This window comes from Thalassobaculum litoreum DSM 18839 (assembly GCF_900102465.1).
Taxonomy (GTDB): Bacteria; Pseudomonadota; Alphaproteobacteria; order Thalassobaculales; family Thalassobaculaceae; genus Thalassobaculum; species Thalassobaculum litoreum.
On sequence record NZ_FNBW01000001.1, the window covers coordinates 336689 to 352868 of the forward strand.

General features: G+C 68.1%; 14 protein-coding genes. 13 read left to right on the forward strand and 1 reads right to left on the reverse strand.

Going from position 1 to position 16180, the window contains the following annotated elements; genetic code table 11:
- Positions 1-105: 105 nt before the first annotated feature.
- From dusB to BLS34_RS01615, 13 genes are all read left to right on the forward strand, one after another.
- Entirely contained in the window at positions 106-1122 is a 1017-nt protein-coding gene (gene dusB, locus BLS34_RS01555) for a tRNA dihydrouridine synthase DusB (protein ID WP_093147632.1), read from the forward strand.
- Complete coding sequence (locus BLS34_RS01560) at positions 1119-2300, forward strand: two-component system sensor histidine kinase NtrB (protein WP_093147635.1); 1182 nt, start codon at positions 1119-1121, stop codon at positions 2298-2300. The genes dusB and BLS34_RS01560 overlap by 4 nt, the downstream gene beginning before the upstream one ends.
- Complete coding sequence (ntrC, locus tag BLS34_RS01565; RefSeq protein ID WP_028794846.1) at positions 2297-3778, forward strand: nitrogen regulation protein NR(I); 1482 nt, start codon at positions 2297-2299, stop codon at positions 3776-3778. The genes BLS34_RS01560 and ntrC overlap by 4 nt, the downstream gene beginning before the upstream one ends.
- Before the next feature lie 55 nt (positions 3779-3833).
- Positions 3834-6125 carry a sensor histidine kinase NtrY-like gene (locus tag BLS34_RS01570; RefSeq protein WP_093147638.1) on the forward strand — a complete coding sequence of 764 codons (2292 nt, stop codon included), beginning with the start codon at positions 3834-3836 and terminating at the stop codon, positions 6123-6125.
- Positions 6115-7512 (forward strand): nitrogen assimilation response regulator NtrX, encoded by a 1398-nt coding sequence (gene ntrX, locus BLS34_RS01575; RefSeq protein ID WP_028794844.1) that lies wholly within the window; start codon positions 6115-6117, stop codon positions 7510-7512. Before BLS34_RS01570 ends, ntrX begins: the two co-directional genes overlap by 11 nt.
- 24 nt (positions 7513-7536) lie before the next feature.
- Positions 7537-8913, forward strand: a complete 1377-nt coding sequence (gene trkA, locus BLS34_RS01580) for a Trk system potassium transporter TrkA (RefSeq protein WP_028794843.1) — start codon at positions 7537-7539, stop codon at positions 8911-8913.
- A gap of 150 nt (positions 8914-9063) precedes the next feature.
- Positions 9064-9927, forward strand: coding sequence for a D-amino-acid transaminase (dat, locus tag BLS34_RS01585; RefSeq protein WP_028794842.1), 864 nt, complete (start codon positions 9064-9066; stop codon positions 9925-9927).
- Positions 9924-10577: an HAD family hydrolase gene (locus BLS34_RS01590; RefSeq protein WP_093147641.1), complete on the forward strand. Its 654-nt coding sequence runs from the start codon at positions 9924-9926 to the stop codon at positions 10575-10577. Before dat ends, BLS34_RS01590 begins: the two co-directional genes overlap by 4 nt.
- Positions 10578-10683: 106 nt before the next feature.
- Positions 10684-10935, forward strand: coding sequence for an RNA chaperone Hfq (gene hfq / locus BLS34_RS01595; protein ID WP_028794840.1), 252 nt, complete (start codon positions 10684-10686; stop codon positions 10933-10935).
- Positions 10936-11106: 171 nt separating this feature from the next.
- The gene (gene hflX / locus BLS34_RS01600; protein ID WP_093147643.1) at positions 11107-12429 is read left to right on the forward strand and encodes a GTPase HflX; all 1323 of its coding nucleotides are present in this window, start codon (positions 11107-11109) and stop codon (positions 12427-12429) included.
- A 106-nt stretch (positions 12430-12535) separates the two neighbouring features.
- Positions 12536-12823 (forward strand): co-chaperone GroES, encoded by a 288-nt coding sequence (locus BLS34_RS01605; RefSeq protein WP_028794838.1) that lies wholly within the window; start codon positions 12536-12538, stop codon positions 12821-12823.
- A 92-nt stretch (positions 12824-12915) separates the two neighbouring features.
- Complete coding sequence (gene groL, locus BLS34_RS01610; protein WP_028794837.1) at positions 12916-14580, forward strand: chaperonin GroEL; 1665 nt, start codon at positions 12916-12918, stop codon at positions 14578-14580.
- A 75-nt stretch (positions 14581-14655) separates the two neighbouring features.
- Positions 14656-15492, forward strand: coding sequence for an inositol monophosphatase family protein (locus BLS34_RS01615; RefSeq protein ID WP_093147645.1), 837 nt, complete (start codon positions 14656-14658; stop codon positions 15490-15492).
- A 161-nt stretch (positions 15493-15653) separates the two neighbouring features.
- On the opposite strand, the gene BLS34_RS01620 is transcribed toward BLS34_RS01615, so the two are convergent.
- Positions 15654-16145, reverse strand: coding sequence for a periplasmic heavy metal sensor (locus tag BLS34_RS01620; RefSeq protein WP_093147647.1), 492 nt, complete (start codon positions 16143-16145; stop codon positions 15654-15656).
- Positions 16146-16180 lie beyond the last annotated feature (35 nt).

A 16180-nucleotide genomic window follows, 5' to 3' on the forward strand; every position in this document is an offset into this window, starting at 1 on the left:
GCGCGGAGCGGATCGATCCGGGCCGGGACGCATAGACCCTTTGCGATACATAGATTCCCGGCTATCTTGCCCAAACATTGATCACAATCGGTGGATGCCTATTTAATGTGCATTCAAATCGGATCCCATACCCTGTCGGCGCCCGTCGTGGTCGCGCCGATGTCCGGGGTGACCGACCGTCCCTTCCGCCGGCTGGCGCGCCGCCTGGGTGCGCCGCTGGTGGTCACCGAGATGATCGCCAGCCACGCGGTGCTGCGCGACGTCCTGGAAGAGACCCGCAAGGCGGAGATCGACGCCGAGGATACGCCCGCTGTGGTGCAGATCGCCGGCTGGGAGCCCGAGGTGATGGCCGAGGCCGCGCGCATGATGGCCGATCGCGGTGCCGATGCGATCGACATCAACATGGGCTGCCCGGCCAAGAAGGTCGTCAACAGATACGCCGGCTCGGCGCTGATGCGCGACGAGGTGCTGGCGGGCCGGATCATGGAGGCGGTGGTGGGGGCCGTCGACCTGCCGGTCACGCTGAAGATGCGCTTGGGCTGGGACGCCGACAACCGCAACGCGCCGGAACTGGCCCGCATCGCGGAGACCTCCGGGATCCGGCTGATCACCGTGCATGGCCGCACCCGCTGCCAGATGTACACCGGCACCGCCGACTGGTCCGGTATCCGCGCGGTGGTCGACACCGTGTCGCTGCCCGTGGTCGCCAATGGCGACGTGGTCGATATCGCGACCGCCCGGGCCTGCCTGGCGGAGTCCGGCGCCGACGGGGTGATGATCGGGCGCGGCTGCTACGGCCGGCCCTGGCTGCCGGCACAGGTCGCCGCCGCGCTCAACGGCGAGACGCCGCGGCCCGACCCGGACGCTCGGGAACGCCGCGACATTCTGGCCGAGCATCTGGACGCGATGCTGAGCCATTACGGCGTGCAGTCGGGCATCCGCAACGCCCGCAAGCATATCGGCTGGTACACCGAGGGCCTGGCCGGCTCGGCCGCCTTCCGTCAGCGCGTCAACAACACCACGGAGCCGTCGGTCGTTTTCGCCGAGATCGACCGGTTCTTCGCCGACTTCGGCTCCGACGGGAAGTCGGGCAATGAAAATGCGGGGAGGATCGCCGCATGACGGCAGTGGCCACATTGGAGCCGGGCAAGCTCCCCTCCTATCTGGACGGCAACACGGTCCTGAACGCCCTTCCATGGGCGGTGATCGTGCTGGACGGCGACAATTGCGTGCTGTCGCTGAACATCGCGGCGGAGAACCTTCTCGCCTCCAGCGTGGCGGCGGCGGCCGGCCGCAGCCTGACCGACTGGGTGCCCCAGGACAGCCCGCTGCTGGGCATGGTCGCCCAGTCCCGCGCCTCCCAATCGGGGCTCAGCGACTACGACCTGGAGATCGAGTCCCCGCGCATCGGGCAGATCGTGGTGAACGTGCAGATCGCGCCGATCCCGGAAGTGCCGGGTGCGGTGGCGGTCAATCTTCAGGAGCGCACCATCGCGTCGAAGATGCACCGCCAGCTCTCCTATCGCGGGGCGGCGCGGTCGGTCAGCGCCATGGCGGCGATGTTGGCCCATGAGGTGAAGAACCCGCTGTCCGGCATCCGCGGGGCCGCCCAGCTTCTCGAACAGTCGGTGCACGGGGACGAGCAGATCCTGACCCGCCTGATCTGCGACGAGACGGACCGGATCTGCGCCCTGGTCGACCGCATGGAGGTGTTCAGCGACGAACGGCCGATCGAGCGCACGGCCGTCAACATCCACGAGGTGCTGGAGCGCTGCCGCCGGGTCGCCCAGAACGGCTTCGGCCGCAAGGCGACCTTCATCGAGCGCTACGACCCGTCGCTTCCGGCGGTGCTCGGCAACCACGACCTGCTGGTGCAGGTGTTTCTCAACCTGATCAAGAACGCCAGCGAGGCGGTGCCGGAGGAGGGGGGCGAGATCACGCTGACCACCAGCTACCGCCACGGCATGCGGGTCGCCGTCGCCGGCTCGCGCGAGCGGGTGCATCTGCCGCTGCAGGTCACCGTGCAGGACAACGGCCCCGGCATCCCCGAGGAGCTTCAGGCCAACCTGTTCGAACCTTTCGTGACCACGAAGACCAACGGATCCGGGCTGGGACTGGCCTTCGTCGCCAAGGCGGTGGCCGACCATGGCGGCGTGATCGAGGTGGATTCGGTGCCGCGCCGGACCATCCTGCGTCTCACCCTGCCGATCGTCGACACGCCGAAGCCGCGCCGGGTGCGCCGCCGGCGCGATCAGCCGTCCGCCCCGGAAACCGACAGCGGTGGGAGCACCAGCATATGAGCCAGCGGGCGGCGTCCATCCTGATCGCCGACGACGATCGCGCGATCCGGACCGTTCTCGGCCATGCCCTGACCCGGCTCGGCCATTCCGTGCGCAGCACCGGCACGGCCGCCGGTTTGTGGCGCTGGATCGAGGACGGCGAGGGGGATCTGGTGATCACCGACGTGGTGATGCCGGACGATAACGGCCTCGACCTGCTGCCGCGCATCCGCAAGATCCGTCCGGACCTGCGGGTCATCGTGATGAGCGCCCAGAACACCCTGCTGACCGCCGTCAAGGCGAGCGAGCGCGGCGCCTTCGAATACCTGCCCAAGCCGTTCGACCTGAACGAACTGGTGGCGACCGTCGGCAAGGCGCTGGCCGCCCCGGCGCCCGGCGTGAAGGAACAGGAAGGCGAGGTCCGCCAGCTCGCCGAGCGTAACGAGGACACCCTGCCGCTGATCGGCCGCTCGCCGGCCATGCAGGAGATCTACCGGGTCCTGGCCCGGCTCATGGGCACCGACCTGACGGTGATGATCACCGGCGAGAGCGGCACCGGCAAGGAACTGGTGGCTCGCGCCCTGCACGATTACGGCAAGCGCGCCGAGGGGCCGTTCGTCGCCATCAACATGGCCGCCATCCCGCGCGAACTGATCGAGTCGGAGCTGTTCGGCCACGAGAAGGGCGCCTTCACCGGCGCCACCGTGCGCGCCACCGGCCGGTTCGAGCAGGCCCAGGGCGGCACCCTGTTCCTGGACGAGATCGGCGACATGCCGCTGGAGGCGCAGACCCGTCTGCTGCGCGTGCTGCAGGAAGGCGAGTACACCACCGTCGGCGGCCGCACGCCGATCCAGGCCAATGTCCGCATCGTCGCCGCCACCCACCGCGACCTGCGCCAGCTGATCCGCCAGGGCCTGTTCCGCGAGGACCTGTTCTACCGCCTGAACGTGGTGCCGATCCGCCTGCCGGCCTTGCGGGAACGACGCGAGGACGTGCCCGACCTGGCCCGCCATTTCCTGGCGCAGATGCCGGCCGAGGGCCTGCCGAGCAAGCACCTGGACGCCGGCGCGATCACCCGGCTGCAGGCCTATTCCTGGCCCGGCAACGTGCGCGAGCTGGAGAACCTCTGCCGCCGCCTCGCCGCGCTCTATGTCGAGGAAATCATCGGCGCCGAGGCGATCGATGCCGAGCTGGCCGAGCCGCCGATGGTCGACGGCGACGGGGTGGCCCCGGCGGTCGACGACGAGAACCTGTCCAGCGCGGTGGAACGGCACCTGTCGGCCTATTTCAACGCCCACAAGGACGAGCTTCCCGCCTCCGGCCTGCACGAGCGGGTGCTGCGCGAGGTGGAGCGGCCGCTGATCTCGCTGAGCCTGAGGGCGACGCGGGGCAATCAGATTCGCGCCGCCGAGCTGCTCGGGCTGAACCGCAACACCCTGCGCAAGAAGATCCGGGAGTTGGACATTCCGGTGATCCGGAGCGTACGATCCGAGCCCTGATCGCTACCGGCCCGTGCCGGCCCGCGACGATCGGTGAGACCACCGCGACGGCACAATGACCGATACATCCCCGTTCACCGAGGCCCCGTTTACCGAGGGACAGCCGGAACCGCCGCGCCTGACCCTGTGGCTCGCCTTCCGGCGCTGGGCCCGGCGCGTCGCGTTGGAACGCAAGCTCGCGGTCCTGTTCAGCCTGCTGGCGATCCTGTCGGGCGCCGCGACAGCGATCGTGATCACCCGCTCCGGCACCGAGGGGCCGGCCCCCGACGTCGTCCTGCTCTGCGTCTATTTCAACATCGCCTTCCTGCTCGGCCTCGGCGCGCTGGTGGTGCGCCAGCTCATCCGCATCTGGATCGAGCGGCGCCGCGGGCTGGCCGGCGCCCGGCTGCATCTGCGCCTGGCCGTGCTGTTCGCCCTGATCGCGGTGACGCCGACGCTGATCGTCTCGGTGTTCTCCGCCGTGTTCTTCGATCTCGGGGTGCGCGGCTGGTTCAGCGAGCGGGTCTCGACGGCGGTCACCCAGTCGGCGGCGGTGGCCGAGGCCTATCTGGAGGAGCACCGTCAGACCATTCGCGGCGACGTGCTGGCCATGGCCAACGACCTGAACCGCGAGGCGCCGTTCCTGCTGTCCGACAGCCGCCGCTTCGAGCAGGTCATCACCGCCCAGGCGGCGGTCCGCAACCTGACCGAGGCGGTGGTGTTCGACGGGTCCGGCCGGGTCTATGCCCGCACCGGCCTGTCCTTCGCCTTCGATTTCGAGCCGGTGCCGGAAAGCGCGCTGGAACGGGCGCGCCGCGGCGAGGTGGTCATCATCACCTCGGAGGACGACGACCGCATGCGCGCGCTGGTCGCCCTCAACCAGATCGTCGACACCTTCCTGTTCGTCGGCCGCTTCGTCGATCCCGCCCTGCTGGCCCGGGTGGAGGACACCCAGCAGGCGGTCTCGCAGTACGAGGCGCTGGAGGGCCGACGCCAGGACTTCCAGCTCACCTTCGCCATCGTCTTCGCCCTGGTCGCGCTGCTGATCCTGCTGGCCGCGATCTGGGTCGGGCTGCTGCTGGCCGACCGTCTGGTCCGGCCGGTCAGCTCGCTGATCGACGGGGCCGAGCGGGTGCGCCACGGCGACCTGTCGGTGCGGGTGCCGCTCGGCGTCGGTCTGGACGAGATCGCCAGCCTGACCCGCGCCTTCAACCGCATGACGGCGCAGCTCGAGTCCCAGCACGAGGAACTGGTCGACGCCAATACCCAGCTCGACGAGCGCCGCCGCTTCACCGAGGCGGTGCTGGGCGGGGTGTCCTCCGGCGTGGTCGGGCTGGACGACGACGGCCGGATCAACCTGCCGAACCGGGCGGCGAGCCGGCTGCTCGGGATCGACCTGGAGCAGCAGCTCGGCAGCACCTTCGCCGAGACCCTGCCGGAATTCGATCCGCTGATGGCCGAGGTGGCGCAGCGCCCCTGGCGCGAGGCGACCGACCAGATCGCCATGACCTTGGACAATGGCGATCACCGCACCTTCCACGCCCGGCTGACGGCGGAGATTTCCGACGGGGTGATCTCCGGCTACGTGCTGACCTTCGACGACGTCACCGAACTGCTCTCCGCCCAGCGCAAGGCGGCCTGGGCCGATGTGGCCCGGCGGATCGCCCACGAGATCAAGAACCCGCTGACCCCGATCCAGCTGTCGGCCGAACGGTTGCGCCGGAAATACCTGAAGGAGATCGAGTCCGACCCGGAGACCTTCGCGCGGATGATCGACACCATCGTGCGCCAGGTCGGCGATATCGGCCGCATGGTCGACGAGTTCTCGTCCTTCGCGCGGATGCCGACGCCGGTGATGCGCGACGAGGACCTGCGCGACCTGGTGAGCGCGGCGGCCGATCTGCAGCGCGGCGCCAGGCCGGGGGTGTCGCTGACCGTGGAAACCGGCGGCGAGCCTGTGACGTTGCGCTGCGATTCGCGGCAGATCCGCCAGGCCCTGACCAATCTGCTGCAGAACGCGGTGGATGCGATCGAGAGCCGACAGCAGGCGGAAGGCGAGGGCGCGGCACCGGGATCGATCACGGTCACAATCGAGCCACGAGGTGATGCCATTGTGGCAACTGTCGCAGACAACGGCCGCGGTTTGCCTGACACTGAGCGCGACCGGCTGACCGAGCCGTATGTCACCACACGCGAGAAAGGGACCGGCCTCGGGCTGGCCATCGTGAAGAAAATCATGGAAGATCACGGCGGTTCGATAGAACTCCGGGACCGTCCGGAAGGCGGCGCAGCGGTTAGTCTGATATTCTCGACGCCGCCCACGGTCCTCAACGAAACCAACCCGGCTCTGGCATACCATGGCCAATGATATCCTGATCGTCGACGACGAAGCCGATATCCGGATGCTGATCGGCGATATCCTCGAGGACGAGGGTTACGAGTCCCGGCAGGCGGCGAATTCGACCGAGGCGCTCGACGTCATCCGCCGGCGCATGCCGTCCCTGGTGATCCTGGATATCTGGCTGCAGAACAGCGAACTCGACGGGCTCGGCATCCTCAGCGCCATCCAGCGCGACCATCCCGGCCTGCCCGTGATCATGATCAGCGGCCACGGCACCATCGAGACCGCCGTCACCGCGATCAAGAAGGGCGCCTACGACTTCATCGAGAAGCCGTTCAAGGCCGACCGGCTGCTGTTCATGGTGCAGCGCGCGATCGAGGCGGCCCGGCTGCGGCGCGAGAACGACGACCTGAAGAAGCGCACCGGCACCGGCGGCGACCTGGTGGGCATCTCCGCCGGCATCAACACCGTGCGCGCCTCCGTGGAGAAGGTGGCGCCGACCGGCAGCCGCGTGCTGATCACCGGCCCGGCCGGCGTCGGCAAGGAGATCGTGGCCAGGCGCATCCACGAGCGCTCGCGCCGCGCCACCGGCACGTTCGTCGTGCTTAACTGCGCCACGCTCACCCCCGACCGGCTGGAGACCGAGCTGTTCGGCACCGAGCCGGGCGGCGCCGAGCCGCGCACCATCGGCACCTTGGAGCTGGCCCATAAGGGCACGCTGCTGCTGGACGAGGTGGCCGACATGCCGCTGGAGACCCAGGGCAAGATCCTGCGCGTGCTTCAGGAACAGTCGTTCCGCCGGGTCGGCGGCGACACCGAGGTCGAGGTCGACGTGCGGGTCATCGCCGCGACCAACCGCGACCTGCAGCAGGAGATGAGCGCCGGGCGGTTCCGCGAGGATCTGTTCTACCGGCTCAACGTCGTGCCGATCCGCGTGCCGCCCCTGCGCGAGCGGCGCGAGGACGTGCCTATGCTGGCCCGCCATTTCGTCACGCTGTCGGCCGAGGCCAGCGGCATGATCGCGCGGCCCCTGGGCGAGGATGCGGTGGCGGCCCTGCAGGCCTATGAGTGGCCGGGCAACGTGCGCCAGCTGCGCAACGTGGTCGACTGGATGCTGATCATGGCCGGCGGCGGCGCTCGCGATCCGATCCGCGCCGACCAGCTTCCGCCGGAGATCGGCTCGGCCACCCCGGCGGCGCTGCGTTGGGAGAAGGGCAGCGAGATCATGGGCCTCAGCCTGCGCGAGGCGCGCGAGACCTTCGAGCGGGAGTATCTCCTGGCCCAGGTCAATCGCTTCGGCGGCAACATCTCGCGCACCGCCTCCTTCGTCGGCATGGAGCGCTCGGCTCTGCACCGTAAGCTCAAGTCCCTCGGCCTGCAGCAGGCGGAAAAGCCGGTCCGGCAGACCGGCTGACGCCCTCATGAAAGTCATCGCCCGATGAAAGTCGTCATCTGCGGCGCCGGCCAGGTCGGCACCAGCATAGCCCGGCATCTCGCCGGCGAGAACAACGACGTCACCGTCATCGACCAGTCGCCGGAGCTGATCCAGAAGCTCAGCGACACCCTGGACGTGCGCGCCATCGCCGGTTTCGCCTCCTATCCCAGCGTGCTGGAGCAGGCGGGCCTGCGCGATGCCGACATGCTGATCGCGGTGACCTACAGCGACGAGGTCAACATGGTCGCCTGCCAGGTCGGCCATTCGATCTTCAACGTGCCGACCAAGATCGCCCGGGTGCGCAACCAGGACTACCTGCTGCCGATCTGGGCCGACCTGTTCTCGCGCGAGCACATGCCGATCGACGTGATCATCTCGCCGGAGCGCGAGGTGGCCCGCGCCATCGGCCGCCGGCTGCAGGTGCCTGGCGCGCTCGACGTGGTGCCGATGGCCGACGGCAAGGTCCGCGTGGTCGGCGTGCGCTGCGAGGAGACCACGCCGATCATCCACACGCCGCTGCGCCAGCTCACCTCGCTGTTCACCGACCTGGCCGTGGTGATCGTCGGCATCCTGCGCGAGGGCAGGGCGATCGTGCCGAAGGCCGAGGACCAGATGCTGCCCGGCGACGAGGTGTATTTCGTCTGCGACAGCCGCCACCTGTCCCGGGCGCTCGCCAGCTTCGGCCACGAGGAGCCGGAGGCGCGCAGCGTCATCATCGCCGGCGGCGGCAATATCGGACTGACCCTGGCCGAGGAGATCGAGCGCGAGCATCACGGCGTGAACGCCAAGGTGATCGAGTTCAACCGCGCCCGCGCCCGCTCCGTCGCCCAGTCGCTGCAACGCACCATGGTGCTGAACGGCGACGTGCTGGACCCGGAGATCCTGGAAGAGGCCAACATCTCGCAGACCGAGACCTTCGTTGCCGTGTCCAACGACGACGAGGTCAACATCCTGAGCTCCCTGCTGGCCAAACGCTCGGGCTGCAAGCGTACCGTCGCCCTGATCAACGCCTCGACCTACGCGCCGCTGATCACCCAGCTCGGCATAGACGCCGTGGTAAACCCGCGGGCGATCACCGTCTCCACGATCCTGCAGCATGTGCGCCGCGGCCGGATCCGCAGCGTCTATTCCCTGCGCGAGGATTTCGGCGAGGTGATCGAGGCCGAGGCGCTGGAGACCTCGGTGCTGGTCGGCCATCCGCTTAAGGACGCCAGGCTGCCCAACGGCGTCATCGTCGGCGCCATCGTGCGCGGCGAGGAGGTCATCGTGCCCCGCGCCGACACCGTGGTGCAGGCCCGCGACCGGGTGGTCGTCTTCGCCACCTATGAAGCGGTGAAGAAAGTCGAGAAACTGTTCGCCGTCCGTCTCGATTTCTTCTAGAGCACAATCGCTTCGATCTTAACCGATCGTGCTCTAATTGGTTGAAGATAGAGCAAATTCACAAGATCAGATGCTTCCATCCGATCTTGATTTGCTCTAGATACCCCTTAAGTCCGTCCTGTCTCCCATCCCTGCCCAGCCGGAGGTCCCATGTCCCGGATCGCCTATGTGAACGGCCGTTTCCTTCCCCATTCCCATGCCGAGGTCCATGTCGAGGACCGCGGCTACCAGTTTGCCGACGGCGTCTACGAGGTGGTTCTCGTGCAGAACGGCGTGATGGTCGACGAGATGCCGCATCTCGACCGGCTGGACCGCTCGCTGGACGAGCTGCGCATCGCCCATCCGATGAGCCGCGGCGCCCTGCGCTCGGTGATGCGCGAGCTGGTGCGCCTGAACCGGATCCGCAACGGGCTGGTCTACATGCAGGTCACCCGGGGCGTCGCCAAGCGCGACCATCCGTTCCCGAAGAATGCCAAGCCGAGCATCGTGCTGACCGCCAAGCGGATCAGCATGCCGAGCCAGGAGACGGTGGAGAACGGCGTCAAGGTCATCACGATCCGGGATATCCGCTGGGAACGCTGCGATATCAAGTCCGTATCGCTTCTTCCTAACATTCTGGGTAAGCAGGAGGCGCGGGAAAACGGCGCCTTCGAGGCCTGGCAGGTGGACGCGGATGGCAACGTCACCGAGGGCACGTCGAGCAATGCCTGGATCGTCACCCAGGACGGCGAGCTGGTCACCCGGCCGGCGACCAACGACATCCTGAACGGCATCACCCGGCTGTCGATCCTGAAGCTGGCCGAGCGCCAGGGCCTGAAATACGTCGAGCGGGCGTTCTCGGTGGACGAGGCCAAGAAGGCGCGCGAGGCCTTCGCGTCATCGGCGACCGCCTTCGTCACCCCGGTCACCCAGATCGACGACGTGGTCATCGGCAACGGCAAGGCCGGCACCCTGTCGCGCGGCCTGCGCGACAGCTACATGGAATACGCCGCCGGGGAAGGGGCCACCGCGTGAAGCGACTGCCGCGTCCCGACGCGGTCCTGTTCGACTGGGACTCCACCCTGGTGGACAACTGGGGTGGCATCACCCGCGCGCTGTCCGCCACCTTCACCGAGTACGGCCTGGACCCCTGGGACGAGCTGCAGGTGCGGGCCAACGCCAAGCTCTCGATGCGCGACAGCTTTCCCAAGCTGTTCGGCGAGCGCTGGGAGGATGCGTCGAAGAAGTTCTACGAGAGCTTCGCCTCGGTCCATCTGGAGACCCTGCGGCCGCTGCCCGGCGCGGTCGAGCTGCTCGACGCCCTGGCCGCCGAGGGCATCCCCATGGGCGTGGTCAGCAACAAGTCGGGGACCTACCTGCGCCTGGAGACGGCGCATCTCGGCTGGGACAGGTATTTCCACCGGATCCTCGGCTCGCACGACGCGCCGAAGGACAAGCCGGCGGCCGATCCGATTCACATGGCGTTGGAGGGCACAGGCGTCGCGGCCGGTCCCAGCGTGTGGTTCGTGGGCGACAGCGCGGTCGATCTCGCCAGCGCGCATGCCGCCGGATGCGTGCCGGTGCTGGTGCATCCGGAGGTTCCGCACCCCGAGGATCTGAGCGACTGTCCGCCCGCAATGCAGCTTTTTGACTGTTATGGGCTTCTTGGCGCGCTACGCGGTTGAGTCGCAACGATTTCACGGTATATCTTTGCAACTGATCTCGCATCTGCGAAAGAGGTGGTGCCACCGCCCGCGCGGACGAGCCGATTGAGGAGCGAAGGAAAAAACCATGGCCGCAGAAAAGAGCCAGAGCGTCCAAGATGTCTTTCTCAACAAGATCCGTAAGGACAAGACGCCCGTCACCGTGTTCCTCGTGAACGGTGTCAAACTCCAGGGTATCGTCACGTGGTTCGACAATTTCTGTCTGCTGCTGCGCCGCGACGCCCATTCCCAGCTCGTCTACAAGCACGCGGTGTCGACCATCATGCCGCAGCATCCGGTCAGCCTGTTCGAGCCCGGCGAGGACAGCGGCGACAGCTGACCGGCATGACCCGGTACGGGTCAGAACGGTCCTCGCGTCGTCCCGGACTTGATCCGGGGCTCGGTCATCCACATGTTGGAGCGCTGGATGGGACTCCCACGCGCTCCAGCACACGGCTGATCTTGGCCCCGCCACAGAACCGGGGAAAGAGTGAGGTGAGGTGGGCCCCGCATGGAGGAACCCGCCTTGGGTAAGACCCGCGCCATCGTGCTGCATCCGCGTCTGCCGTCGAAGGACGAGGACACGCCCGGTGTCCGCGATCCCGAGGCACGCCTGGAGGAAGCCGTCGGCCTCACCGCGGCGATCGACCTTGAGACCGTCCACAGCGAGGTGCTGACCGTGAACCGGCCGCGCCCGAGCACCCTGTTCGGCGGCGGCCAGATCGAGCGGTTCCAGGCGCTGGCAGAGGCGATGGAGGTCGAGGTCATCGTCATCGACCACGCCCTGACCCCGGGACAGCAGCGCAATCTGGAGAAGGGGCTGAACGTCAAGGTCATCGACCGCACCCAGCTCATCCTCGAGATCTTCGGTGCCCGCGCCCGCACCCACGAGGGCCGCCTCCAGGTCGAGCTCGCCTCGCTGACCTTCCAGCGTTCCCGTCTGGTGCGGTCCTGGACCCACCTGGAGCGCCAGCGCGGCGGCGCCGGCTTCCTCGGCGGTCCCGGCGAGCGGCAGCTCGAACTCGACCGCCGGCTGATCGGCGACCGCATCACCCGCATCAAGCGCGAGCTGGAGGAGGTCAAGCGGACCCGCGAGCTGCACCGCGAGGCGCGCCGCCGGGTGCCGTTCCCGATCGTGGCCCTGGTCGGCTACACCAACGCCGGCAAATCCACGCTGTTCAACAAGCTGTCGGGCGCCTCGGTGATGGCGCAGGACCTGCTGTTCGCCACCCTGGACCCGACCATGCGCCGGATCGACCTGCCGGGCGGGCGCACGGTGATCGTGTCCGACACGGTCGGCTTCATCTCCGACCTGCCGACCCACCTGGTGGCCGCCTTCCGCGCCACCCTGGAGGAGGTGACCGAGGCCGAACTGGTGCTGCATGTGCGCGACATCTCCCATGTGGATACCGAAGCGCAGAAGCGCGACGTGCTGGCGGTGCTCGAGGATCTGGGGATCGACGAGACCACCCGGCCGGGCCGCATGCTCGACGTGCTGAACAAGATCGACCGGCTGCCCGAGGAGCGCCGCATCACCCTGCGCAACGAGGTCGCCCGGTCGAACGGCGAGACGGTCTGCGTCTCCGCGGTGACCGGAGAGGGGATCGGCGACCTGATCGCGGCGATCGACGGCTTCCTGTCCGCCGACCACCGGGTCGTCACCCTGCATGTGGACTATGCCGACGGCGAGATCACCGCCTGGCTGCACAGCCACGGCGACATCATCGAGCGGGTGGACGACGACACCGGCTCCAAGATCACCGTCGGGCTCGATCCCAGCACCCTCGCGCGGGCCGAAAAGCGCTTCGGAGAGCGGTTTCAGCGCCTCGATTGAGGCCGAACGGTTGACAGAAATAGGTTAAGTCGCCATACCCCTGGCACTCATTCACGGCGAGTGCTAACACCCGCCGTTTTCATTGCCGAGCCATGGAGGAAGCCCCATGAAATTCCGTCCGCTGCATGACCGCGTTGTCGTTGAGCCGCTGGTGAGTGACACCAAGACCGCCGGCGGGATCATCATTCCCGACACGGCCAAGGAAAAGCCGATGCAGGGCAAGGTCGTGGCCGTCGGCGCCGGTGCGCGCGACGAGTCCGGCAAGGTCGTGTCGCTCGACGTGAAGAAGGGCGACACCGTCCTGTACGGCAAGTGGTCCGGCACCGAGGTGAAGATCGACGGCAAGGACGTACTGATCATGAAGGAGTCGGACATCATGGGTGTGGTTGGCTGAACCGGCTGCGGCTGAACAGGCTGCGGCCGATCCGCCGCGTCCGACCCGACCGACCCTGCCGCCAACCGGCAAACGAACTACGGAGATAGAAAATGGCTGCTAAGGACGTGAAGTTTGACGTCGATGCCCGCGACCGCCTGCTCAAGGGCGTGGACACGCTGGCCAACGCCGTCAAGGTGACCCTCGGCCCCAAGGGCCGCAACGTGGTGCTGGACAAGTCGTTCGGCGCCCCGCGCATCACCAAGGACGGCGTCACCGTCGCCAAGGACATCGAGCTCAAGGACAAATTCGAGAACATGGGCGCGCAGATGGTGCGCGAAGTGGCCTCGAAGACCTCCGATCTTGCCGGTGACGGCACGACGACCGCCACCGTGCTGGCCCAGGCCATCGTCCGCGAGGGCGTGCGCGCCGTCGCCGCCGGCCTGAACCCGATGGACCTGAAGCGCGGCATCGACATGGCCGTCACCGCCGTCATCAAGGACGTCGAGGCCAACTCCAAGAAGATCAAGTCGTCCAGCGAAGTCGCTCAGGTCGGCACGATCTCCGCCAATGGCGACGCCGATGTCGGCAAGCTGCTGGCCGAGGCGATGGACAAGGTCGGCCAGGAAGGCGTGATCACCGTCGAGGAAGCCAAGTCGCTGCACACCGAGCTCGACGTCGTCGAGGGCATGCAGTTCGACCGCGGTTATCTGTCGCCGTACTTCGTGACCAACGCCGACAAGATGATCTGCGAGCTGGAAAACCCGCTGATCCTGATCCACGAGAAGAAGCTGTCCAGCCTGCAGCCGATGCTGCCGCTGCTGGAGCAGGTGGCGCGCTCGTCCCGTCCGTTCCTGATCATCGCCGAGGATGTCGAGGGCGAGGCCCTGGCGACCCTGGTGGTGAACAAGCTGCGCGGCGGCCTGAAGGTCGCGGCGGTGAAGGCCCCGGGCTTCGGCGATCGCCGCAAGGCCATGCTGGAGGACATCGCCGTCCTGACCGGCGGCACCGTGGTGTCCGAGGATGTCGGCATCAACCTTGAGACCGTCGACATCAAGATGCTCGGCACCGCCAAGAGCGTCACCCTGACCAAGGACGAGACCACGGTCGTCGACGGCGCCGGCAAGAAGAAGGACATCCAGGCCCGCGTCAGCCAGATCAAGGCGCAGGTCGAGGAGACCACCTCCGACTACGACAAGGAAAAGCTCCAGGAGCGTCTGGCGAAGCTGGTCGGCGGCGTGGCGGTTCTGCGCGTCGGCGGTGCGACCGAGATCGAGGTGAAGGAGCGCAAGGATCGGGTCGACGACGCGATGCACGCGACCCGCGCCGCGGTCCAGGAAGGCATCGTCGCCGGCGGCGGCACCGCGCTGCTCTACGGCACCCGTGCCCTGGACAAGCTGAAATACGCCAATGACGACCAGCGTATGGGCATCGACATCGTGCGCCGCGCCCTGCAGGCCCCGTGCCGGCAGATCGCCGAGAATGCCGGTGCCGACGGGTCTGTCGTTGTCGGCAAGCTGCTCGAGCAGAAGTCGGTGACCTTCGGCTACAACGCCGCCACCGACACCTACGAGGACCTGATCAAGGCCGGTGTCATCGACCCAACCAAGGTCGTGCGCACAGCGCTGCAGGACGCCGCGTCCATCGCCGGTCTGCTGATCACCACCGAGGCCATGGTCGCCGAGAAGCCGGAGCCCGCGGGCGCCGGTGGTGGCGGCGGCATGCCCGACATGGGTGGCATGGGCGGAATGGGTGGCATGGGCGGCATGGACTTCTGAGCCAGCCGCACTCGTGTTAGGGAAGGGCCGGGCCGTGTGTCCGGCCCTTTCTCGTTCCTACGGAGCTAATCGCCGATGACATCCGTCGACCTCGACCGGCTGGCCGCCACCCTTACCGAGGTGGCCGAGGCGGAGATCCTGCCGCGCTGGCGCAACCTGGACGACGGCGACATCCGCGAGAAGACCGGTCCGACCGACCTGGTCACCGTCGCCGACGAGGCGGCCGAGCGCCGGCTGGTCGAGCTGCTGCCGGATCTCTATCCCGGCTCGGTCGTGATCGGCGAGGAGTCGGTGGAGCGGGACCGCTCGCTGCTGGGGCTGATCGACGGCGACGCGCCGGTGTGGATCGTCGATCCGGTCGACGGCACCAAGAACTTCGCCGAGGGCAAGGACCGCTTCTGCGTCATGGTGGCGCTCACCCATCGCGGCGAGATCCTCGCGTCGGCCATCAACCAGCCGGTGGAGAAGCGCACCGCCGTCGCCGCCAAGGGCGAGGGCGCCTGGATGCTGAGCGAGGCCGGACGCGAGCGCCTGCGCGTGGCCCCGGCGGCCGGGATCGACGCGATGGAGGGCTCCTTCAACTTCCGCTTCTTCCCCGAGGAGGTGCGTCCGGGCATCCGCGAACGCGCCAACGTGGTGCTCGGCGACCGGCACCACCGCCGCGGCTGTGCCGGCTACGACTACATCCAGCTCGCCACCGGCCGCTGGCACTATGCGGTGTACTGGAAGAAGATGCCCTGGGACCACGCCCCGGGTCTGCTGATCCACGGCGAGGCGGGCGGCTATTCCGCCTGCGTCGACGGCACCCCGTACCGGCCGGGGCAGCTCGGCGGCGGCATCATCGCCGCGGCCGACGAGGCCGGGTGGCGGGCGCTGCGGGATCAGGTGGTGGGGCCGGTTCCGACGGTGTGAGCGCGCGATCCTTCTCACCGTCATCCTGTCCCGATACAGATCGGGGTCGTTTCGGACCGCTCATTACTTCTCCAACTATCGTCATCCCGAACTCGTTTCGGGACCTCCCAGGCGTTGGGGCAGCATGAGCCCCCGGAGATGATCCGAGCCGTGCCGAAGCCTCAGTCGCTGGGCGGCGGCGGGCCCTTGTGCCGGTCGGCCCAGGCGCGGGCGCGCTCGGCGAAGGCGTGGCGCTGTTCCGGGGTCATCGAGGTCACCACGTCGGTGATCGCCGCGTGCACCGCCGTCTCCATCCGGTCCCTGGCCGCCCGCATCCGGCCCAGTGCCGCCTCGTAATCGGCGCGCACGAACGGATCGGCCGACAGCGTGTCGGCGACGGCGCTGCGCGCCGCGTCGGCGTCCCGGCGCAGCGGGTCGATGGTCGCCTCGTGCCGCTGCCAGACCGTGCGCACCGTGTCGATCCCGTCCTCGCCGACCATGCGGCGCAGCCAGCGCGGGCCCGGCCCGTCCGGCGGCGGGCCGGCGAAATGGCCCGGACCGCCCCGCCCGCCCCAGCCGTGATCGACCCAGCGGCCGATGGCGAGGCCGCCGATGAACAGGTTCACGCCCAGGGAAGCGAGGAGGAGGAGGATCAGCCAGCGGGTGCGTGTCATGTCGGATCTCGGTTCAGGTCAGGCTTGCAGGGGTC

Bases quoted from the DNA above. Each gene is read 5' to 3' on its own strand.
- dusB (WP_093147632.1), top strand. From the start codon at position 106: ATGTGCATTCAAATCGGATCCCATACCCTGTCGGCGCCCGTCGTGGTC.
- BLS34_RS01560 (WP_093147635.1), top strand. From the start codon at position 1,119: ATGACGGCAGTGGCCACATTGGAGCCGGGCAAGCTCCCCTCCTATCTG.
- ntrC (WP_028794846.1), top strand. From the start codon at position 2,297: ATGAGCCAGCGGGCGGCGTCCATCCTGATCGCCGACGACGATCGCGCG.
- BLS34_RS01570 (WP_093147638.1), top strand. From the start codon at position 3,834: ATGACCGATACATCCCCGTTCACCGAGGCCCCGTTTACCGAGGGACAG.
- ntrX (WP_028794844.1), top strand. From the start codon at position 6,115: ATGGCCAATGATATCCTGATCGTCGACGACGAAGCCGATATCCGGATG.
- trkA (WP_028794843.1), top strand. From the start codon at position 7,537: ATGAAAGTCGTCATCTGCGGCGCCGGCCAGGTCGGCACCAGCATAGCC.
- dat (WP_028794842.1), top strand. From the start codon at position 9,064: ATGTCCCGGATCGCCTATGTGAACGGCCGTTTCCTTCCCCATTCCCAT.
- hfq (WP_028794840.1), top strand. From the start codon at position 10,684: ATGGCCGCAGAAAAGAGCCAGAGCGTCCAAGATGTCTTTCTCAACAAG.
- hflX (WP_093147643.1), top strand. From the start codon at position 11,107: ATGGAGGAACCCGCCTTGGGTAAGACCCGCGCCATCGTGCTGCATCCG.
- BLS34_RS01605 (WP_028794838.1), top strand. From the start codon at position 12,536: ATGAAATTCCGTCCGCTGCATGACCGCGTTGTCGTTGAGCCGCTGGTG.
- groL (WP_028794837.1), top strand. From the start codon at position 12,916: ATGGCTGCTAAGGACGTGAAGTTTGACGTCGATGCCCGCGACCGCCTG.
- BLS34_RS01615 (WP_093147645.1), top strand. From the start codon at position 14,656: ATGACATCCGTCGACCTCGACCGGCTGGCCGCCACCCTTACCGAGGTG.
- BLS34_RS01620 (WP_093147647.1), bottom strand. From the start codon at position 16,145: ATGACACGCACCCGCTGGCTGATCCTCCTCCTCCTCGCTTCCCTGGGC.